The sequence below is a fragment of the Erwinia piriflorinigrans CFBP 5888 genome (assembly GCF_001050515.1).
In the GTDB taxonomy this organism is placed as follows: Bacteria; Pseudomonadota; Gammaproteobacteria; order Enterobacterales; family Enterobacteriaceae; genus Erwinia; species Erwinia piriflorinigrans.
Genome location: NZ_CAHS01000006.1, coordinates 331811 through 351738 on the forward strand (window position 1 = coordinate 331811; position 19928 = coordinate 351738).

Below are 19928 nucleotides of genomic sequence, written 5' to 3' on the forward strand. Positions count from 1 at the left end.
GATGATCATTGCCGCATCAACAGCAAAGCAAAAAAGCGCTACACTACGCGCCATGTTTGGTTAACCGTTGCTGAGTGACATGGATATTACAAATAAATCACGTATTCACTGGGCATGCCGTCGCGGCATGCGTGAACTGGATATCTCGATCATGCCGTTTTTTCAGTACGAATTTGACTCGCTGGACGATGGTGATAAGCGTCTGTTTGTCCGACTGCTGGAGTGCGACGATCCCGATCTGTTTAACTGGCTGATGAATCACGGAGAGCCGGCAGATGCAGAGCTGAAAAGGATGGTGTTGCTCATCCAGCAGAGAAATAAACAACGTGGTCCTATGGCAATGTGAACTGCGGCAATCAAAGCTGGCACAGCGGCTTTCGCTGATACTGCATGGCGTGGTCATGCTGGCGCTGCTGTTTGCCTCATGGCCTGTCAGCGCAATCCCGGTGCGAATGCTGCTACTGGCTTTGGTACTGCTGGATTGCCTAGGCAGTTTGCGGCGCATCCACCGCCGTCAGGGAGGTATCGCCCTGTTGGGTGGACATGCGCTACGTTGGCGTCAGCGCGAGTGGCGTATTATTTCCCGCCCGTGGCTAACCCGGCATGCGATCCTGCTGTCACTTCGTGATGCCAAAGGAGCGCGTGAACAGCTGTGGCTGTTTGCTGACGGCATGGAGAGCAGCAGCTGGCGTTGTTTGCGCCTACAGCTGCTGATTGATAAGGAACCGGATAATCAATAATAATGCCGCCGTTTGGCAGGCTCTGACGAGCCTGTGTAGCGGCAAATCATGACTGGCAGAGAGAGTTTGGCAGATCGTCCAGCGGGTAACTAGAATTGTAGGCTGACGGGTAGCCGCACCAGGGCGCTTACAGCAGTTGTTCCATCTCGGTCAGGATCTGCTCACACCACTGGGCGATACGCTCATCGGTTTGCTCAAACTGGTTAATATCATCCAGTGCAAGGCCGACAAACTGCTTACCGTCGGCGGTAAGAGGCTTTTTACTGGTAAATTCATAGCCGGACAGCGGCCAGTACCCGACAAACTGAACGCCGGAAGGCGTCAGCACTTCGTGCAGCATGCCCAGCGCATCGAGAAACCATTCGCTGTATTCCCCCTGGTCGCCCATGCCATACAGCGCCACGATTTTGCCCTGCAGATTGAGTTCAGGCAGATCGGTCCAGATCGCCTCCCAGTCTTCCTGTAACTCGCCAAAATCCCAGGTAGGGATACCGAGGATCAGCAAATCATACTGTTCCATCAGCGCCGGGGAGTCATCTTTCAGATTATGCAGCGTCACCAGATCTTCGCCGATAAAATCGCGAATCTTCTCTGCTGCCATTTCGGTGTAGCAGGTGCTGGAGCCGTAAAAAAGACCAATGTTCATATTCGTTTTCTAACAATGAGTAGATGGCATTAAATCAGCCAGATGTCGTATGCATGATACTTTACAGCACCCGAACCCTGTAGAACAAATTGGCTAAATTGGGGAAACCCCGTTCCGCCGTTTTCGCTAACGAACCGATCGGAGGGCGCTAATATAACAACATTTATTGGCTAAACTCACCGTTTGCTGTTTGTCATGCAATCGGCCATTTTCATGGCAGCATGCGCGATAACCTGATGCAGCAAGATCCGGGCTTCCGCCCTACTGTCTCGGTTTTATGCGCATTACGGCGACAACACCTGCAACCAGACAGGCAATCCCGGCCAGGGTGAGTAGCGGAGGCCACGCCTGACGCAGCAAAAAAGTATATGCCAACCCGGCCAGGATCTCGAAGACTATCAATGGCCCAACTAAAACCGTTGGCAACCGCTGGCTGGCTTCGTTCCAGCAGAGCGCACCAATCCACGAACAGAGTACGCCAATGGCGATCATCAGTGGAATAAACACCTCAGGCCGTGGGCCAAATGGCAGGGAAAATGCGCTATCGGTGACGCTCAGTTGTCCGCAAATGGCCACATAGCCCAGCAGCGCCAGCGGAAGTGTTACCACGCCCTGTGCCGTGGCCCAGGTGGCAGGCCGGGTTCCCGGATTTTTGCGCAGCCAGCGAGCGTTACGCAACGGAAACCATGTCCAGCATGCCACTGCGATGACAGCCAGCGCCAAACCACTGCCGTAACGCCATGGATCAACCGGAGTCAGGTTCGCCTTTAACTCGGCAATATTGACCATTACCAGCCCGAGGGCAATGACCAACAGCGCCGGGGTTAACCTGCGCCAGCAGAGCCGCCCTTCTTCTTGACCATAAAACAGGTTGCCCGCCACGGATATAACCACCGGCAATGTACCAATAATCATGGTTGAAACCGGTGCACCCGTACGTTGAATGGCGCTTGCCAGGCAGAAGTAATACAGCAGGTTGCCAATAACCGTCAGTTTCAACGCCTCCAGCCAGTCCGCATGAGTTAAACGCCGCAACCGGCGGCGGTCTAACCAGGCCAGCGGTAAGGCAACAAGCCCAAAGGCCAAATAACGGGCAGTCGACTGCAGTGCTGCCGGATAATCCGGTATAATGACGGGGCCGACGAAGATCAGTCCCCACATCATGCCTGCCGCCAGCGCAAACAGAACGCCAATATACATAATTACTCCATCAATAGAATTGGCCTACTGCCAAGTCAGGTATATTGAACTGTAACTTTTTAAATTATCAGCTCATAACATTTAGCATACGATTGAGTTACATTGACTCTAAGCCTTTGTACTTAAGGATGATTAATTCAACGCGGCTATCTCAACGATTACTGTTGTACCTGATGATTTTGTCTGTGTGAATCGGCGCGGTTGCATTTAATGTAGCTGAAGTCACCGTCCCGCAATAAGCTAGCAAGTTTTCGCTTGTCTTGATGACAGACAAGCCACACCGAGTTAGAAGAGAGTGAAAAGATGATCGAGTGTAAGAGCGGGAATAGAAGCCATCGGCCCCAGTAAATAACGTGCCGTCCTCATGAGAATGGAGTTCCAGTGCCTGCACACCACATCTGAGGTAGTAGTCGTGTCGAACCCGGATAGCCTCTGGACTGTTACTAAACACACAGATCACCGAGATCACATCCAGTTTTGCTAACTTTTTTAGCAACGGCAAAGGATCGCGAAAATTACCTAAAAAATTGAAAGGAAGAAGATAAAGAGTTTGTGAGCCAACCGATAGCTGACCCCGGCTCATATGCGTTAGTACATCTCCAACAATAGTATCCACGCGATCTTCTATTTCTTCCTGTTTAACTCGTTCACGTAATACTTTAATTGCCCGGGGGTTGAGATCAATACCTTGATAACGCGCATTCAGTAATCGAGCGATCTCTAATGCCCGACCATCATAACACCCCAGTTCCACCAATGTATTACAGCGGAAATGCCCCATGGCTTCATACGTTGCTATGTTCTCCATCTGCAGTAAGGGCAACATATCATCGGGGAAATTAGCCAGGGTCATTATGCTTTTAGCACCTGAATCCTGTTGGTAGAAAACAGGTGTATCTTGATTCATACTCCTTCCAATATCCATATCTTGAGTCATATATTTATCCATGGTGAGTTTCGGGAGACATTCTGAGCTGGCTAAACAAGTTCAAATGGCTTTGCAATAAAAGTTGGGTACATAGAAATGTAACTGCAATATATCTTTTTATCTGTATTTTTAAGCATAGTTTATGTTTTATGTGACGCTGGCATGGTTTTTCTGTCGAACAAATTTGCTCGTTAGTTCTTATTCCGCAAACTCTGATTCTGCCGAAGTTGAGTAATATACTGACTTGTTGCAGTGCAACATATATCGGAGATCGGGCCCGGCCGGAGTGCATCATTTTCTCCACATTACGGTCGTCAACAGATGAGAGTTCCATCACCACTACTGATTGATATTCAACTGTGATTCGCATCACTCACTTAACCTCATCCCCCTGCTTTATTTTCCTTATAGCCTTCCAGCAACGATATTCAGAGAGAGACATAAATCATGCATAATAGGCACTGGTCGGCATGACTGCCTGATATCTGGACAGAAATTGAGTTATAATTGTGCTCAATATCCTGTTGTTGTATTAAGTCGCTGAAAAGGGGAAAGGAGTGCAGGACAACGATCTGATCGAGCAATTTCTTGATGCCCTTTGGATAGAGCGCAATCTGGCGCAAAATACCGTGGTATCTTATCGCCTCGATTTGCGCTCACTTTGTGACTGGCTGGCTCACCAACAGCTGTCGTTGTTGAATGCAGAAGTGGTCAATCTGCAGGAGTTTCTTGCGCAGCGCCTGGAAGGCGGCTACAAGGCGAGCAGTTCTGCACGTTTGCTTAGCGCCATGCGACGCCTGTTCCAGTATCTGTATCGGGAAAAGCTGCGTGAAGATGATCCCAGCGCGCTGCTTTCCTCGCCTAAACTGCCGCAGCGTCTGCCGAAAGATCTGTCAGAAGCCCAGGTAGAAAGACTATTACAGGCACCATCTCTGGAACAGCCGATCGAATTGCGCGATAAGGCGATGCTGGAACTGCTGTACGCCACGGGCCTGCGCGTTACGGAACTGGTCGGTCTGACCCTGAGTGATATCAGTCTGCGCCAGGGGGTGGTCAGGGTGATGGGTAAAGGGAATAAAGAACGCCTGGTGCCGATGGGCGAAGAAGCGGTGCACTGGATCGAGCAGTTTATTGAGTACGGCCGCCCGTGGCTGCTCAATGGACAGACGCTTGACGTACTGTTCCCCAGTAACCGTGCGAAACAAATGACGCGTCAAACCTTCTGGCATCGCATCAAACATTACGCCACACTGGCAGGCATCGACAGTGACAAACTGTCACCCCACGTCCTGCGCCATGCTTTTGCAACCCATTTGCTGAACCACGGGGCAGATTTACGTGTCGTACAGATGTTGCTAGGTCATAGCGATTTATCAACGACACAGATTTATACACATGTCGCGACAGAGCGCCTGCGGCTGCTGCATCAGCAGCACCATCCACGCGCCTGAATCAGCATTAAAACAGCCCGTATGTGAGGCGATAAGGACATAGTTATGAAAAAGCATTACCTGTTACTCTCGGTGATATTGGCCGCAGTGAGTGGTCTGGCGAACGCCGATGATGCCGCGATCAAGCAGTCGTTGAGCAAACTGGGTTTACAGCAAACCGAGATCCAGCCTGCGCCGCTGCCCGGTTTTAAAACCGTGCTGAGTGAAAGCGGTGTGCTGTACGTCACCGACGACGGCAAACATTTCATTCAGGGGCCGCTGTACGATGTCAGCGGCAGCCACCCGGTTAACGTCACCAATCAGCTGCTGGAAAAGAAAGTGGACGCGCTGAGCAAAGAGATGATCGTTTACAAAGCGGCGAAAGAGCAGCATGTGGTGACGGTGTTTACCGATATCACCTGTGGCTACTGCCATAAACTGCATCAGCAGATGGCGGACTATAATGCGCTGGGGATCACCGTGCGCTATCTGGCTTTCCCACGTGAAGGGATGGAAGGCCCGGTAGCGAAAAAGATGAAATCGATCTGGTGTGCTGCCGATCGTAACAAGGCCCTTGATGCGGCAATGAAAGGTGAAGAAGTAAAAGCGGCCGACTGCAAGATTGACCTTGCTCAGCAGTTTAAACTGGGCGCCCAGTACGGTATTCAGGGTACTCCGGCTATTCTGTTGCAGGACGGCAACCTGATCCCTGGCTACCAGGGGCCGCAGGAACTGAAGAAATTCCTCGACGGTCAGAAAAACGGTGGCTGATCTTCGTGAACAGTAAAACCGAGCTCCGTCGCCGAAAGGCGACGGACGTTGCCGCACTCCCCGCCGATTTGCACCCGTTATTACGCCGTCTGTACGCTCATCGCGGCGTCTCCTGTGCCAATGAACTGGAGCGCGGGGCAAAAAACCTGCATCCTTTTCAATCCCTAAGCGGGATTGAAAAGGCGGTCGCCATCCTGCAAAAGGCGCTGGCAGACAGCCTGTGCATTATGATCGTGGGTGATTTTGACGCTGACGGTGCGACCAGTACCGCGCTGACCGTCCTCGCGCTGCGCGGGATGGGCGGTCAAAACGTCAAATATCTGGTGCCCAATCGCTTTGATGATGGCTACGGTCTGAGTCCTGAAGTGGTGGAGCAGGCGGCGGCACGCGGAGCGCAGCTGATTGTAACCGTCGATAACGGTATCTCATCGCTTGCAGGCGTCGCACTGGCCCATCAAAAAGGCATTGCGGTGATCGTCACCGATCACCATCTGCCTGGCGAGATCCTGCCGGATGCGGACGCCATTGTGAATCCAAATCTCATTGACTGCACCTTCCCCTCTCGTGCGTTGGCGGGAGTGGGGGTGGCATTTTATCTGATGCTGGCACTGCGCGCCCGGCTGCGCGACAGCGGCGTGAACAGTTTACCGAACCTGGCGGAACTGCTGGATTTAGTGGCGCTCGGCACCGTTGCCGATGTGGTGCCGCTGGATGCTAACAACCGAATCCTGGTATGGCAGGGGCTAAGCCGTATTCGCGCAGGTAAGTGCCGTCCCGGTATTCGTGCCCTGCTGGAGATTGCCAATCGTGATGCGCGGCAGCTGGCCGCCAGTGATCTAGGCTTTGCCCTCGGGCCACGGCTAAATGCCGCCGGCCGGCTGGACGATATGTCGGTTGGGGTGGCGCTGCTGCTCAGCGAGGATCTTGGACAGGCACGCATGCTGGCTAGCGAGCTGGATGCGCTCAACCAAACGCGTAAAGAGATTGAGCAGGGCATGCAGTCGGAAGCGCTGACGCTGTGCAACCGTCTGGAGAGTACCAGCGAAGCGCTGCCGCTCGGCATTGCTATGTACCATCCTGAATGGCATCAGGGCGTGGTGGGTATTCTTGCCTCCCGGCTGAAGGAGCGCTTTCACCGCCCGGTGATTGCTTTCGCTCCGGCGGGTGACGGCATGCTGAAAGGCTCCGGTCGTTCCGTTACCGGGCTGCATATGCGCGATGCGCTGGAGCGGCTGGATACGCTGTATCCGGGGCTGATCGTCAAATTCGGCGGCCACGCGATGGCGGCCGGCTTATCGCTGGAAGAGGCCAAGTTTGACGAGTTCCGCCAGCGTTTTGCCGACCTGGTCGGCGACTGGCTGGATGCGGAATCGCTACAGGGCGTGGTGTGGTCTGACGGTGAACTGATGGCGCAGGAGTTAACACTGCCCACTGCGGAACTGCTGCGTGAAGCCGGTCCCTGGGGGCAGGCATTTCCGGAACCGACTTTCGACGGCAAGTTTAAGCTACTACAGCAGCGGCTGGTGGGTGAACGCCACCTGAAGGTGATGATTGAGCCGATTGGCGGCGGTCCGCTGCTGGACGGTATCGCGTTTAATATTGATACCGCGCTGTGGCCGGACCCGAGCGTGAAGCAGGTTGAGCTGGCATACAAGCTCGACGTCAATGAGTTCCGCGGCAACCGCAACGTGCAGCTGATCGTCGACCATATCTGGGCGCTGTAGCTTAACCGTTCGGGATTACCCCGGCCGGCGGCTTAGCGCCAGCCTGGCTGCAAACAGTAGAAACACAGCACCTGTGGAGCGGTCCAGCCACTTCACAACCTTTCCACGTTTCAGCACGCTGGACAGGCGGCGCGTGCAGCCAATCAGCAGAGCCGACCACAGGGTGCCGAGCAGTAAATGGATCAGTACCAGGCCAAATGTCCACAGCACCGGCGAATGTCCGGTCGGAATAAACTGCGGCAGGAAGGAAACATAGAAGATGCCAACTTTAGGATTAAGCAGGTTGCCAAAAAAACCGCGTAGGAAGCAGTTTTGTTTACCTTGCGCCAGCCTGACTTCGCCCATTTGGCTGCGCGGCTTGAACAGCATTTTTACCCCCAGCCAAGCGAGATACGCGGCACCGGTCCACTTCAGCAGATTATAGCCCAGTTCAGAGACGGCTATCAGCGCGCCCAGCCCGCAAGCGACGGCTGCGGCCCACGCCAGACAGCCCGCATTGATGCCTATCTGAGTCTGAATTGCTTTCCGTGTCCCCTCAATCGTCGAGGTGCGCAAGATCAGGGCGGTATCCAATCCTGGTGTCAGGGTGAGCAGTGCAGCAGAAAAGGTAAAAGCCAGCAGGGCATCGGTGATGGACATTCAGGTTCTCCATTTCATGGTGGCACGGCCAGCAAAGCGCGTTGAATACTACAAACCGTGCGCTGTTTCAGTTAAACTGCATGGTTACGTTTAAGCCCTTTTCGATCACCTAAAAAGATCTCAAAATCATGTTTGAAATTAATCCGGTAAAAAACCGTATTCAGGATCTCACCGAGCGCAGCACCGTGCTCAGGGGGTATCTTTGACTATGATGCCAAGAAAGAACGCCTGCAAGAAGTTAACGCTGAACTAGAACAGCCTGACGTCTGGAATGAACCCGAGCGCGCACAGGCACTGGGTAAAGAACGCTCCGCATTAGAAGCCGTGGTCGACACTCTCGATCAGATGACGCAGGGGCTGGAAGATGTTTCCGGTCTGCTGGAGCTGGCGGTGGAAGCAGAAGACGAAGATACCTTCAACGAGGCGGTAGCTGAACTTGACGGGCTGGACAAAAAGCTCGCCGAGCTGGAATTCCGTCGTATGTTCTCCGGCGAGTACGACAGCGCCGACTGCTATATGGACATTCAGGCAGGTTCCGGCGGCACCGAGGCGCAGGACTGGGCCAGTATGCTGCTGCGTATGTACCTGCGATGGGCAGAGGCCAAAGGCTTTAAGACCGAAATTATCGAAGAGTCAGATGGGGAAGTTGCCGGAACAAAATCCGCCACCATCAAGATCATCGGTGATTATGCGTTTGGCTGGTTGCGTACTGAAACCGGCGTGCATCGCCTGGTGCGCAAAAGCCCGTTCGATTCCGGTGGCCGTCGCCATACCTCGTTCAGCTCAGTGTTTATCTATCCCGAAGTTGATGACAATATTGACATCGAAATCAATCCGGCCGACCTGCGTATCGACGTTTACCGCGCCTCTGGTGCGGGTGGTCAGCACGTTAACAAAACCGAGTCGGCGGTGCGTATTACCCACTTACCGACCAATATTGTGGTGCAGTGTCAGAACGACCGTTCTCAGCATAAAAACAAAGATCAGGCATTCAAGCAGCTGCGCGCCAAGCTGTATGAGTACGAGATGCAGAAGAAAAATGCGGATAAGCAGACGGCGGAAGATAACAAGTCTGACATTGGCTGGGGAAGCCAGATCCGTTCTTACGTGCTGGACGACTCCCGCATCAAGGACCTGCGCACAAGCGTAGAGACGCGTAATACTCAGGCGGTTCTGGACGGCGATCTGGATCGTTTTATTGAAGCAAGTTTGAAAGCAGGTTTATAAGGAACTCACATGTCTGAACAACAACCGCAGGCCCCGGATGCCGCACTTGAGCTGAACAATGAACTGAAAGCACGGCGCGAAAAGCTGGTGGCTCTGCGAACAACCGGCGTGGCATTCCCGAACGACTTCCGCCGCGATCGCACCTCTGACCAGCTGCACGCCGAGTTTGACGGCCAAGAGAACGAAGAGCTGGAAGCGCTGGGCATTGAAGTCAGCGTTGCGGGTCGAATGATGACTCGCCGCATCATGGGCAAAGCCTCTTTTGTCACTTTGCAGGATGTCGGTGGCCGTATACAGCTTTACGTGTCCCGTGACGATTTGGCAGAAGGGATCTACAACGAACAGTTCAAAAAGTGGGATCTCGGCGATATCCTCGGCGCACGCGGTAAGTTGTTCAAGACCAAAACCGGCGAGCTGTCGATCCACTGTAGCGAGCTGCGTTTGCTGACTAAAGCTCTGCGCCCGCTGCCGGATAAATTCCACGGTCTGGCCGACCAGGAAACTCGCTATCGTCAGCGTTATCTTGATCTGATTGCTAACGACGATTCACGCAAGACGTTCAAAATCCGCTCGCAAATCATGGCCGGTATCCGCAGTTTCATGGTGGATCGCGACTTTATGGAAGTGGAAACCCCGATGATGCAGGCGATCCCGGGCGGCGCGTCTGCCCGGCCGTTTATCACTCATCACAATGCGCTGGATCTCGATATGTATCTGCGCATTGCCCCGGAGCTGTATCTCAAGCGTCTGGTGGTGGGTGGTTTCGACCGCGTGTTTGAAATCAACCGCAACTTCCGTAACGAAGGTATTTCGCCACGTCATAACCCAGAGTTCACCATGATGGAACTCTATATGGCGTATGCCGACTATAAAGACCTGATCGAACTGACCGAAAGTTTGTTCCGTACGCTGGCGCAGGATGTGCTGGGCAGCACCGTGGTGCCTTACGGCGACCAGCAGTTTGACTTCGGTAAGCCTTTCGAAAAACTGACGATGAAAGAAGCGATTCTGAAATATCGTCCACAGACCGACCTGGCCGATCTTGCGGACTTCGATAAATCAGTCGCCATCGCCCAGTCTCTGGGTATCAAGGTTGAGAAGAGCTGGGGGCTGGGCCGCCTGGTGACCGAAATCTTCGAAGAAACCGCAGAAGCACATTTGATCCAGCCTACCTTTATTACTGAATACCCGGCTGAAGTTTCACCGCTGGCGCGTCGTAACGATGCGGATCCGGAAATCACCGATCGCTTTGAGTTCTTTATCGGCGGCCGTGAAATCGGTAACGGCTTCTCGGAGCTGAACGATGCACAGGACCAGGCGGAACGTTTCCTGCAACAGGTGAATGCCAAAGATGCGGGTGATGATGAAGCGATGTTTTACGACGAAGATTATGTCACCGCGCTGGAGCACGGCCTGCCGCCAACCGCCGGTTTGGGCATTGGTATCGACCGTATGGTGATGCTGTTTACCAACAGCCATACCATCCGCGACGTGATCCTGTTCCCGGCGCTGCGTCCAGGCAGTAAGTAAGCGCACACCGCATTATCCGGCCAGCTTTTAGCTGGCCTTTTTTTTGCCTTTATGGGGCTGTTATTCAGTGCAGCAGACAGTTGGCTATCGGTAGGTGATACCCGCGTAATCCATACGGCTGTAGCCGTGAAATTTATGTTCGGTTAAATCCTCACGGACCGGTTCAGGATTTTAGCGTGTTATCGAGCCAGTCTTTAAAACGAGCATAAGGAACATACAGCGAAACGTCCTTATACAGTTTCTTACCGGATTTCTTATCGCTAATACTACTGGCGTACCCGACAATCACCCCGGCGATCGAATCATCGGAGGCGTTATATACCGCGCCCCCTGACATTCCCTGCACCGCGCCCGCATTGGTGGCAACGACCACACAGCCAAGCTTATTCCATTTGTTTATCAGGTCGGTATTGATCAAATTGGTCCCGCTCGAAGCCACCGGCATGGCTGAAATAAAACTGTAGCCATACATATTGATCTTGTCACCGATCATGCCATTGCGGAATTTTGGCTGCGTGTTGGACGAATTTTTGTGATAGACCACCGCCAGATCGCAATCAGGGTTGTACGCCTTAACGCGGTACAGGGAATACTTCGCCACATGGGCGGCGGTAAGGCTGTATTCGGCCGTCAACGGAATGGTGGTTCCCAGCGTCCCGATACCTAACACCGTGGGGATCCCGGTCACCGTCATGTCTACCCGTTGCTGAGCTTCGCGGCTGTAATGATAGTCGCCAACGGAGCACCCCCCCAGGCAGAGGGCTAATAGGCAAAGGATGTATCTCATGAGGTGTTCCTCGGTGGTCGGTCAGGGGCTACAGGGGAGGGCCATGCTGTCAGTAATGATTAATCGGTTGTGAGCCGCATAACTTTAATAAATCTGCGCAGCCCATCAAGCTAACAACATGACGCCAATGGCAGGTGGCCATCGCCTACATGCTAAAAAAAAGAGTAAACTTGTTAATGAAGGTGAGGAAATCATCAACAAATGGCACGTTAAGCTAAAGTATCATGCGGTAAATCAGGGTATATGAGACCTGTGTCGCATGTTTTTTTAAGATTTCATGTTATTGGCCTGACCACATCCTTATAGGGCAGCAGGCCCTTGTCCGTAGCGAATTAACTGACCTCGAACTATCAGACATCCACCAGCTATGTTTAAATATATTGTTGTGTTGTAACGTTATTTTTTTATCAACGCTGTGACACAGCAAAAGCCTGGATTTTTCTTGATTGTTATTGTCTTCTACCCGCAGAAAGCGGGTTTTCTATTTTCCTGGGAGTGTATGAGATGCCTGTTTCATTACTGGCGTTGGCGCTGAGTGCTTTTGCTATCGGCACCACCGAATTTGTTATTATGGGATTGTTACCGGAAGTGGCGAATGACCTACAGGTTTCATTACCCTCTGCGGGCTGGCTAATCAGTGGATACGCGCTCGGCGTGGCCGTCGGTGCGCCAATTATGGCGCTGCTGACCGCCAGGCTACCGCGTAAGGGCACGCTGATGCTATTGATGGCGATCTTTATCGTCGGCAATATTCTTTGTGCGTTGGCTTATAGCTATAACCTGCTGATGCTGGCCCGCGTGGTCACGGCACTGTGCCATGGCGCATTCTTCGGCATTGGCGCAGTGGTGGCGGCCAGCCTGGTTGCGCCGGGCAAGCAGGCATCGGCGGTGGCGCTAATGTTTACCGGCTTAACCCTGGCTAACGTGCTCGGCGTGCCGTTGGGCACCTGGTTCGGCCAGATGTTCGGCTGGCGTGCTACTTTCTGGGGCGTGGCGGTAATTGGCGTACTGGCGATTATCGGCCTGATTGTCAGTCTGCCCACCAACCGCAATGAGAAGCCGGTTCATCTTGCCTCTGAAGTCAGTGCGCTTAATAACGGCCGACTGTGGCTGTCGCTGCTGATGACAGTTTTTTTTGCTGCGGCGATGTTCGCACTGTTCAGCTATATCGCGCCGCTGCTGTTGCAGGTTACCGGTATCAGCAATCGAGGCGTCAGCTGGACGCTGTTCCTGATTGGCGCGGGGTTGACCGCTGGTAATATCCTCGGCGGCAGGCTGGCTGACTGGAAGGTATCGTTCAGTCTGATCCTCTGTTTCTCGCTGATTGCGCTGTTTTCACTGCTGTTTAGCTGGAGCAGCCATTCCCTGTGGCTGGCGGAGATCACTCTGTTCCTGTGGGCAATGGCCACCTTCGCGATGGTTCCGGCTTTGCAGATTAACGTGGTGCGCCACGGAAAAGAGGCACCCAATCTGGTTTCAACGCTAAATATTTCGGCGTTTAACCTCGGTAATGCGCTGGGTGCCTGGGTTGGCGGCGCGGTGATCGGCGCTGGATACGGCCTGACGGCGGTGCCGATATCAGCAGCGTTACTGGCTCTAATCGGCCTGCTGGTCTGCCTGTATACTTTCCGCCGTGCACGCCCCCGGCCGCAGATCGCTAATGCTTAATTGAGATGCTGTTGCAGACGCTGGTTGAACAAACCAATCTGCTGATGCAGATGCTGACTGAAAGTCTCAACCAGTGCCGATGTCGGCCGATGGCGTGGCCGGATTAAACTGACGGTGAACGGCACCGCGATGCTGAAACGTCGTATCACCACACCGCTGTTGGCGTAATCAAGCGCCGTCAGCGGGTTGACAATCGACACGCCAACCCCCGCTCTGACCATCGAACAGACCGAAGCGGCGCTGTGTGTTTCCATCACCATGCGCCGCTGAACGCCTTGTTCATGAAACATCGCGTCCAGCAGCTGCCGGTAGCTGTCGCTGCGTGACAGGCTGATATAGTTTTGGCTGGCGAAGTCCTGCGGCGTCAGGCAGTCGCGCCCGGCTAACGGGTGGCCCTGTGGCAGTACGCAGACTTCATCCCCGGTAAACAGAGCGCAGCGCTCGGTGCCTGCCGGAGTATGCGTGGTTTCCGTCAGCCCCAGATCATAGCGCTGTGCCGACAGCCACTCTTCCAACAGCGGCGACTCCTGCGGAATAATGTTCAGGCTCAGATCGGGGTAACGCTGCATAAACGGCTGGCACAGCAGCGGCAGCAGCGACTGGGCGAAAACCGGCAGACAGGCCAGCGACAGCTCGCCCTGGCGAAATTGCCGCAGTCCTTCTGCGGCACTGAGAATGCGGTCCAGCCCATACCAGGAGCGCTGCACCTCCTCAAACAGGCTCAGCCCCTGCACCGTCGGCTGCAGGCGGCCGCGTACCCGTTCAAATAGCTTTAGGCCGACCAGCTTTTCGAAGCGGGCCAACTCGCGACTGACGGTCGGCTGTGAGGTATGCAGCAGCGCCGCCGCTTCTGTCAAATTACCGGTGGTGACCACCGCATGAAAAATCTCTATATGGCGTAGCGAAACTCCAGCCATCATTCACTCTCGCTCTGCGAATTCATTCAGGCTATATCATGAATGAATAGGATTCGACAAAACAGATATTTTTATCCCGAATGTTGTTGTGGCGTAATAACGCTATCAACTAATGGAGACCGTTTTATGCCGCGCCTGCTTACCGATACATCCACCGCCCTGACCGGGGAAAATCTGCTGCCATTGGCGCGCCAATACGGCGGCCCTCTGTGGGTATATGACGCCAGCATTATTCGCGAACGCATCAACCAGTTACAGCAGTTCGACGTCGTGCGTTTCGCGCAGAAAGCCTGTTCAAACATTCATATCCTGCGCCTGATGCGGTCGGCGGGAGTGAAGGTCGATTCAGTCTCGCTGGGCGAAATCGAGCGGGCGCTAGCCGCCGGGTATCAGGCGGGGGGCGATGAGATTGTCTTTACTGCCGATCTGCTCGATGAGCCTACGCTGGCAAGGGTTACCGAGCTGAAAGTGCCGGTAAACGCCGGGTCTGTCGATATGCTGCATCAGCTGGGCCAGGTTTCTGCCGGGCATCCTGTCTGGCTGCGCGTTAACCCGGGTTTTGGTCACGGTCACAGTCAGAAAACCAACACCGGCGGCGAGAACAGCAAGCACGGCATTTGGCATGAGGACATGGCGCTGGCGCTGGAAGCGATGCAGAAATATCAGCTCAAGCTGGTGGGTATTCATATGCATATCGGTTCCGGCGTGGACTACGCGCACCTGGAGCAGGTTTGTGATGCGATGGTGAATCAGGTCATTCACTTTGCTCAGGATTTGCAGGCGATCTCGGCCGGTGGCGGTTTGTCGATCCCTTATCATTTTGCTGAAGAAACCATTGATACCCGGCACTATTTTGGGCTGTGGGACGCCGCACGTCAGCGCGTGGCGCAGCATTTAGGCCACCCGGTGAAGCTGGAAATAGAACCGGGCCGTTTCCTGGTGGCGGAATCCGGCGTGCTGGTAAGCCAGGTGCGGGCGGTCAAAAATATGGGTCGCCGTCACTTTGTTTTAGTCGATGCCGGATTTAACGATCTGATGCGTCCGTCAATGTATGGCAGCTATCATCATATTTCTGCGCTAGCGGGCGATGGTCGCACGCTGGATGAGGGGAATACCGTGGAAAGCGTGGTGGCAGGGCCATTGTGCGAATCCGGTGATGTATTCACCCAGCTGGAAGGCGGCAAGGTGGAAACACGGGCGTTGCCGGCGGTGCAGGTGGGGGATTATCTGGTATTTCATGACACCGGCGCTTATGGTGCTTCGATGTCGTCCAACTACAACAGTCGCCCGCTGCTGCCAGAGATCCTGTTTGAAAACGGTCAGCCCCGTCAGATCCGTCGTGCACAAACCGTGTCCGAACTGCTGGCGCTGGAGCTTTAAGCGTCATATGGCGGCAAACGCCGCGCCAGAGAGGGCTGGACTGCCTGGCATTCAACCCGACGGCGCAGCCACCGAATGGCGGCGTACCAATGTTGGGCTGAACAGGTTCGTCACTTCCGGCAGCGGCTGGCCGTGGGCCAGTGCCAGCGCTAAAGCGGCAGCCTGCTGGGCCATATTAACAATAGGGTAGCGGATGGTCGTCAGGGGAGGGCGGACGTAGCGCGAAACCAGCACATCATCAAAGCCGGTGAGCGACATCTCTTCCGGTACCCGTACGCCGTTATCGCTTAATACCGCCAGCGCTCCGGCCGCCATTGAGTCGTTATAACAGGCAACGGCGCTAAAGGTTTTACCCTGGCCGAGCAGTTCGGTCATCGCCTGCTCGCCGCCGACTTCGTCCGGTTCACCAAACGCCACCAGCCGATCGTGACACGGCAGGTTGTGCTGCTTTAGCGCATCGTGGTAACCCTGTAGGCGATCGCTGGCATCGGAAATGGCGTGGTTTGAGCAGATAAACGCAATATTTTTGTGTCCCTGCTGGATAAGGTAGCGCGTCGCCAGCCAGGAGCCATAGCGGTCATCCAGCGCGATGCAGCGTGTTTCAAACCCCGGCAGCACGCGATTTAGCAGCACCATGCCGGGGATCTGCTCCATCAGCGACAGCAGTTCATTATCGGGAACTTTTTTAGCATGAACGACCAGCGCCGCGCAGCGGTGGCGGATCAATTGTTCTATTGCCTGACGTTCTTTATGTTCGTCGTGATAGCCATTACCAATCAACAGAAAGTTGCCGGTCTGCCAGGCGACTTCATCCACCGATTTCACCATCGCGCCGAAAAAGGGATCGGAGACATCACCCACCACCAGCCCGATGGTCTCGGTGGACTGCTGGGCAAGCGCGCGCGCATTAGCGTTAGGGTGATACTGCAAAGATGTCATCGCGCGGGTGACCGCCAGGCGCGAAGTTTCACTGGCTTTAGGCGAGTGATTGATCACGCGGGACACGGTGGCTACCGAAACGCCTGCGAGTCTGGCAACATCCTTTATCGTAGCCATCGGCTAAACACCTTCCAGGGTAAACGTTTACATTCCGTCTAGTGTTGCGGAAAGCGCCGGTGACTGCAAGCCTGCAAATATCGGCCCAATCGCAAATCCTGAAGATAAACGGGGCGTGCCGCAACTCCGGTAAAAATGGTACTCTGGGCCGGCGAAAAGCCTGTTGAATGGAACCTGCTATGACGATTAAAAAAGTGCCACACCTCGCCCACTGGGGAGCTTTCAGCGCCGTTGTTGAGCAGGGGAAACTGCTGCGATGTGAACCTTTCTTTGCCGACCGCGACCCGTCGCCGATGCTTAATTCCATTCCCGAACTGGTTTACTCCGATAAACGCATTCGCCAACCGATGGTGCGCCGCTCGTGGTTGAAGTCACGCGACAAAAGTGACAGAAGCCTGCGCGGGCGTGAGGATTTTGTGGCGGTAGACTGGGAAACGGCGCTGGATCTGGTGGCGGATGAGAACCGGCGAGTGCGTGAGCGCTATGGTGCCAGCGGCATCTTTAACGGCTCCTACGGCTGGTCTTCTGCCGGGCGTGTTAACCATGCCCGCACGCTGGTCAGGCGCTTTTATAATCTCGGCGGCGGCGGCATCGATCAGCAGGGTAATTATAGCTGGGGGGCCGCGCAGTTCTTTCTGCCCTATGTGATTGGCACCTGGATGCCGCTGACCGGGCGCGTCACCGACTGGCCCAGCGTGGTGGAACACTGCGAGCTTTTTATTGCCTTTGGCGGACTGGCGCTGAAAAATGGTCAGGTTGCGTCCGGCGGGGCGGGTGAGCACAGTCTGAAGCCCGCGCTGTTGCAACTGGCGGCAAAAGGCACGCCGGTGATCAATATCAGCCCGATGCGTGATGACTGCCCGGAATTTGTTAACGCCGAGTGGATCCCCATCCGCCCGAATACCGACGTGGCACTGATGCTGGCGCTCGGCTACGAAATTGAACGCCTTGACGCGGTTGATAGCGCTTTCCTGCAAACCCACTGCGTGGGTTATCCGCAGCTACGCAGCTACCTGCTTGGCGAAAGTGACGGCCAGGCGAAAACCCCGCAGTGGGCCAGCCATATCACCGGTATTCCGGCGGCGCGTATTGCCCTGCTGGCGCAGCAACTGTGCGGCAAACGCAGCTTTATGACCTGCTCCTATGCCGTGCAGCGCGCCCACCGTGGCGAGCAGCCTTACTGGATGATGATAGCGCTCTCATCCATGCTTGGGCAGCCGGGCCTGCCGGGGGCAGGCTTCTCCTTTGGCCACGGTTCGATGAACAGCGTGGGCAATCCGCGTACCGAGGGCCCGTCTCCGCTGATGTCGACCGGGGTAAACCCGATTGCCAGTCAGGCGATCCCGGTGGCGCGCATCAGCGATATGTTGCTCAATCCCGGCACGGAATATCGCTTCCAGGGGGAGATCCATACCTATCCGGATATCCATCTTATTCACTGGGCCGGTGGCAATCCTTTCCACCACCATCAACAGCTCAACCGCCTGGTTGCTGGCTGGCAACGCCCCGATACGGTGGTGGTGCAGGATATCGTCTGGACGCCTGCCGCACAGATGGCAGATATCGTTCTGCCAGTGACCACTTCACTGGAGCGCAATGACATTGGCGGATCGTCGAAGGATCGCTTTGTGCTGGCGATGCATCAGGCGATTGCCCCTCAACACCAGGCGCGTAACGATTTCGATATTTTCGCCGATCTGGCGGAGCGCCTTGGTTACCGCGATCTCTTTACTGAAAAGCGCGATGAAATGGCGTGGATAGAACATCTTTACCAGCAGTGTGCACAGGCTCACTCTGTTAAAGGTATTGATTTCCCGGAGTTCAAAACCTTTTGGCAGCGGGGGCACGTTGAGATCCCACAGCCGGATAAGCCGTGGGTCTTTATGGCTGACTTCCGCCAGGAGCCGCTCAAGCACCCGATCAATACCGCCAGCGGTAAAATTGAACTGTTTAGTGAAACCATCGCTGGATACCAGCTGGGCGATTTCGCCCCGCACCCGGAGTGGCGGCCGCCGCAGGAGTGGCTGGGAGCGGAAATCGGCCAGCGCTTCCCGCTGCATATGATTTCAATTCAGCCCCATGACCGTTTACACAGCCAGATGGATGCCACGCCCGGCGTGCAGGCCAATAAAACCGCCGGACGTGAAACCCTGTGGATGCATCCACAGGATGCAGCGGAACGCGGTATCAGCGACGGTGATGTAATTGAGGTCAGTAACGATCGCGGACGGATGCAGGCCGGGGTGCGTATTACCGATGGCGTCAGCCCGCAGGTAGTGCTGATTGCCACCGGGGCCTGGTTTGACCCCGGCTTTGGCAAAGCGTGGCAGCCCTTTGACCGCGCCGGTAATCCCAATGTGCTGACGCTGGATATTGGTACCTCGTCACTAACTCAGGGGCCAAACGCCATGAGCTGCCTGGTGGAGATCAGGAAGGCGTCGGTAAATGCACGGTGAGGAGACTCTTGCCCGATGAGTTATCACCCTGCGGCAGCTTATTCAGACCGGCCTGTTCTGCTTCGGCGTTAGATTATTTTCCTGAGCATACCGAGGCCACCCCGTAACTCTGCAAGCCGGACGGCAGGCCCAGGGCATTATTCTCGATCGCATTCTTCCCGGCCTGCGCTCCCGCCACCGCATTTGCCGCGCTGTCTCCGGCCGCTCCGCCTGCAATCGCCTGCGCGATGTTACCGCCCGCCAGGCCCTGTACCGCCGCCGTGGCGGCCTGCATCGCCTGCTGCACCTTGCCGCCGGTGCCGAGCTGGCTTTCCGTCAATGCCTGATTATAGAAGTTCTGGTAGACCTGCTTTTCGATATCCGCGCTATCGTACTGTTTCGACGGGTCCTGTTTTTTCAGTTCGGCCAGGGCTTTATCGCGGTCGCTCTGCGTTGCCCCGGTGATTTTATCATTTGCCGCATGGGTGGCGATAATTTTGCCCTGCGTTGCCGCGATATCCATTGCCTGGACCGCTATTTCGCCGATCTTCTGCGCTTCCTGTAGCCGCTGCTGCTCCTTCTCTTTATCAAAGATTGGGGAAAGGGTCTGGTTGGCATTCTCCACGTCGCGGCTCATGTCGGCGACATCCTGCGTCTGGTTTGCCTGGTCGCGGATGGTTATTGTGCCGTCAGAGACCGCCGCTTTGGTCGTTGAGCTGCCGCTTCCGCTACCGTTGGCACCGACCAGCAGGCCGCTCGCCACATTGCCGAGGAACTGCTGGCCCGTATTGCAGCTGGTGTTTAAGCCGATGCTCAGGTGTTCGACCTGATATTCGGCCTCGTTGTCGAT

Annotated in this window: 17 protein-coding genes and 1 pseudogene; 10 read left to right on the forward strand and 8 right to left on the reverse strand. The window is 54.9% G+C overall.

Going from position 1 to position 19928, the window contains the following annotated elements:
* Positions 1 to 79: 79 nt before the first annotated feature.
* Both sdhE and EPIR_RS03485 read left to right on the forward strand, forming a co-directional pair.
* A complete protein-coding gene (gene sdhE / locus EPIR_RS03480; RefSeq protein WP_023653921.1) occupies positions 80 to 346 on the forward strand; it encodes an FAD assembly factor SdhE in 267 nt (88 codons plus the stop codon).
* A complete protein-coding gene (locus EPIR_RS03485; RefSeq protein WP_023653922.1) occupies positions 327 to 740 on the forward strand; it encodes a protein YgfX in 414 nt (137 codons plus the stop codon). Before sdhE ends, EPIR_RS03485 begins: the two co-directional genes overlap by 20 nt.
* 127 nt (positions 741 to 867) lie before the next feature.
* Here EPIR_RS03485 and fldB read toward each other — a convergent pair whose 3' ends face one another.
* From fldB to EPIR_RS03500, 3 genes are all read right to left on the reverse strand, one after another.
* Complete coding sequence (fldB, locus tag EPIR_RS03490; RefSeq protein ID WP_023653923.1) at positions 868 to 1386, reverse strand: flavodoxin FldB; 519 nt, start codon at positions 1384 to 1386, stop codon at positions 868 to 870.
* Positions 1387 to 1647: 261 nt separating this feature from the next.
* Entirely contained in the window at positions 1648 to 2586 is a 939-nt protein-coding gene (locus EPIR_RS03495) for a DMT family transporter (protein WP_023653924.1), read from the reverse strand.
* A gap of 151 nt (positions 2587 to 2737) precedes the next feature.
* On the reverse strand, positions 2738 to 3535 hold the full coding sequence (locus EPIR_RS03500) for a class I SAM-dependent methyltransferase (RefSeq protein ID WP_202813327.1): 798 nt from the start codon (positions 3533 to 3535) through the stop codon (positions 2738 to 2740).
* A 536-nt stretch (positions 3536 to 4071) separates the two neighbouring features.
* On the opposite strand from EPIR_RS03500, the gene xerD reads away from it, so the two are divergent.
* Genes xerD through recJ form a run of 3 tightly spaced genes read left to right on the forward strand, consistent with a single transcriptional unit; the run spans position 4072 to position 7439 of the window.
* A complete protein-coding gene (gene xerD / locus EPIR_RS03505; protein ID WP_023653926.1) occupies positions 4072 to 4965 on the forward strand; it encodes a site-specific tyrosine recombinase XerD in 894 nt (297 codons plus the stop codon).
* 45 nt (positions 4966 to 5010) lie between these two features.
* Complete coding sequence (dsbC, locus tag EPIR_RS03510; RefSeq protein ID WP_023653927.1) at positions 5011 to 5715, forward strand: bifunctional protein-disulfide isomerase/oxidoreductase DsbC; 705 nt, start codon at positions 5011 to 5013, stop codon at positions 5713 to 5715.
* Between the two features lie 5 nt (positions 5716 to 5720).
* Positions 5721 to 7439 (forward strand): single-stranded-DNA-specific exonuclease RecJ, encoded by a 1719-nt coding sequence (gene recJ, locus EPIR_RS03515; protein ID WP_023653928.1) that lies wholly within the window; start codon positions 5721 to 5723, stop codon positions 7437 to 7439.
* A gap of 15 nt (positions 7440 to 7454) precedes the next feature.
* Here recJ and EPIR_RS03520 read toward each other — a convergent pair whose 3' ends face one another.
* Positions 7455 to 8078 (reverse strand): LysE family translocator, encoded by a 624-nt coding sequence (locus EPIR_RS03520; protein WP_023653929.1) that lies wholly within the window; start codon positions 8076 to 8078, stop codon positions 7455 to 7457.
* Positions 8079 to 8206: 128 nt separating this feature from the next.
* Here EPIR_RS03520 and prfB point away from each other — a divergent pair.
* Both prfB and lysS read left to right on the forward strand, forming a co-directional pair.
* Positions 8207 to 9305 (forward strand): peptide chain release factor 2 gene (prfB, locus tag EPIR_RS03525; protein ID WP_157037491.1). Its coding sequence is split into 2 segments (ribosomal slippage): positions 8207 to 8281 and positions 8283 to 9305, totalling 1098 coding nucleotides; the frame shifts between segments, so codons are not numbered across the junction.
* A 9-nt stretch (positions 9306 to 9314) separates the two neighbouring features.
* Positions 9315 to 10835 carry a lysine--tRNA ligase gene (gene lysS / locus EPIR_RS03530; protein WP_023653931.1) on the forward strand — a complete coding sequence of 507 codons (1521 nt, stop codon included), beginning with the start codon at positions 9315 to 9317 and terminating at the stop codon, positions 10833 to 10835.
* A gap of 163 nt (positions 10836 to 10998) precedes the next feature.
* Here the strand turns inward: lysS and EPIR_RS03535 are convergent, their stop codons facing one another.
* On the reverse strand, positions 10999 to 11622 hold the full coding sequence (locus EPIR_RS03535; protein ID WP_023653933.1) for a hypothetical protein: 624 nt from the start codon (positions 11620 to 11622) through the stop codon (positions 10999 to 11001).
* Positions 11623 to 12126: 504 nt separating this feature from the next.
* On the opposite strand from EPIR_RS03535, the gene EPIR_RS03540 reads away from it, so the two are divergent.
* On the forward strand, positions 12127 to 13290 hold the full coding sequence (locus EPIR_RS03540; protein WP_023653935.1) for an MFS transporter: 1164 nt from the start codon (positions 12127 to 12129) through the stop codon (positions 13288 to 13290).
* On the opposite strand, the gene EPIR_RS03545 is transcribed toward EPIR_RS03540, so the two are convergent.
* Complete coding sequence (locus tag EPIR_RS03545; RefSeq protein WP_048696847.1) at positions 13287 to 14207, reverse strand: LysR family transcriptional regulator; 921 nt, start codon at positions 14205 to 14207, stop codon at positions 13287 to 13289. The genes EPIR_RS03540 and EPIR_RS03545 overlap by 4 nt on opposite strands.
* A 126-nt stretch (positions 14208 to 14333) precedes the next feature.
* Here EPIR_RS03545 and lysA point away from each other — a divergent pair, with 126 nt between their 5' ends.
* A complete protein-coding gene (gene lysA / locus EPIR_RS03550; RefSeq protein WP_023653937.1) occupies positions 14334 to 15587 on the forward strand; it encodes a diaminopimelate decarboxylase in 1254 nt (417 codons plus the stop codon).
* A 51-nt stretch (positions 15588 to 15638) separates the two neighbouring features.
* Here the strand turns inward: lysA and galR are convergent, their stop codons facing one another.
* The gene (gene galR / locus EPIR_RS03555) at positions 15639 to 16643 is read right to left on the reverse strand and encodes an HTH-type transcriptional regulator GalR (protein ID WP_023653938.1); all 1005 of its coding nucleotides are present in this window, start codon (positions 16641 to 16643) and stop codon (positions 15639 to 15641) included.
* 179 nt (positions 16644 to 16822) lie between these two features.
* Between galR and EPIR_RS03560 the strand changes: the two genes are divergently transcribed.
* Entirely contained in the window at positions 16823 to 19099 is a 2277-nt protein-coding gene (locus tag EPIR_RS03560; RefSeq protein WP_193387526.1) for a molybdopterin guanine dinucleotide-containing S/N-oxide reductase, read from the forward strand.
* 106 nt (positions 19100 to 19205) lie between these two features.
* Here the strand turns inward: EPIR_RS03560 and EPIR_RS03565 are convergent.
* Positions 19206 to 19928, reverse strand: a pseudogene (locus EPIR_RS03565) (VENN motif pre-toxin domain-containing protein); the annotation flags it as partial.

What these genes read in the sequence shown, in the direction of transcription:
- lysA (WP_023653937.1), top strand. Translation starts at nt 14,334, where the DNA reads ATGCCGCGCCTGCTTACCGATACATCCACCGCCCTGACCGGGGAAAAT.
- dsbC (WP_023653927.1), top strand. Translation starts at nt 5,011, where the DNA reads ATGAAAAAGCATTACCTGTTACTCTCGGTGATATTGGCCGCAGTGAGT.
- EPIR_RS03535 (WP_023653933.1), bottom strand. Translation starts at nt 11,622, where the DNA reads ATGAGATACATCCTTTGCCTATTAGCCCTCTGCCTGGGGGGGTGCTCC.
- EPIR_RS03540 (WP_023653935.1), top strand. Translation starts at nt 12,127, where the DNA reads ATGCCTGTTTCATTACTGGCGTTGGCGCTGAGTGCTTTTGCTATCGGC.
- sdhE (WP_023653921.1), top strand. Translation starts at nt 80, where the DNA reads ATGGATATTACAAATAAATCACGTATTCACTGGGCATGCCGTCGCGGC.
- fldB (WP_023653923.1), bottom strand. Translation starts at nt 1,386, where the DNA reads ATGAACATTGGTCTTTTTTACGGCTCCAGCACCTGCTACACCGAAATG.
- lysS (WP_023653931.1), top strand. Translation starts at nt 9,315, where the DNA reads ATGTCTGAACAACAACCGCAGGCCCCGGATGCCGCACTTGAGCTGAAC.
- EPIR_RS03560 (WP_193387526.1), top strand. Translation starts at nt 16,823, where the DNA reads ATGACGATTAAAAAAGTGCCACACCTCGCCCACTGGGGAGCTTTCAGC.
- galR (WP_023653938.1), bottom strand. Translation starts at nt 16,643, where the DNA reads ATGGCTACGATAAAGGATGTTGCCAGACTCGCAGGCGTTTCGGTAGCC.
- EPIR_RS03545 (WP_048696847.1), bottom strand. Translation starts at nt 14,207, where the DNA reads ATGGCTGGAGTTTCGCTACGCCATATAGAGATTTTTCATGCGGTGGTC.
- EPIR_RS03500 (WP_202813327.1), bottom strand. Translation starts at nt 3,535, where the DNA reads ATGGATAAATATATGACTCAAGATATGGATATTGGAAGGAGTATGAAT.
- EPIR_RS03495 (WP_023653924.1), bottom strand. Translation starts at nt 2,586, where the DNA reads ATGTATATTGGCGTTCTGTTTGCGCTGGCGGCAGGCATGATGTGGGGA.
- EPIR_RS03520 (WP_023653929.1), bottom strand. Translation starts at nt 8,078, where the DNA reads ATGTCCATCACCGATGCCCTGCTGGCTTTTACCTTTTCTGCTGCACTG.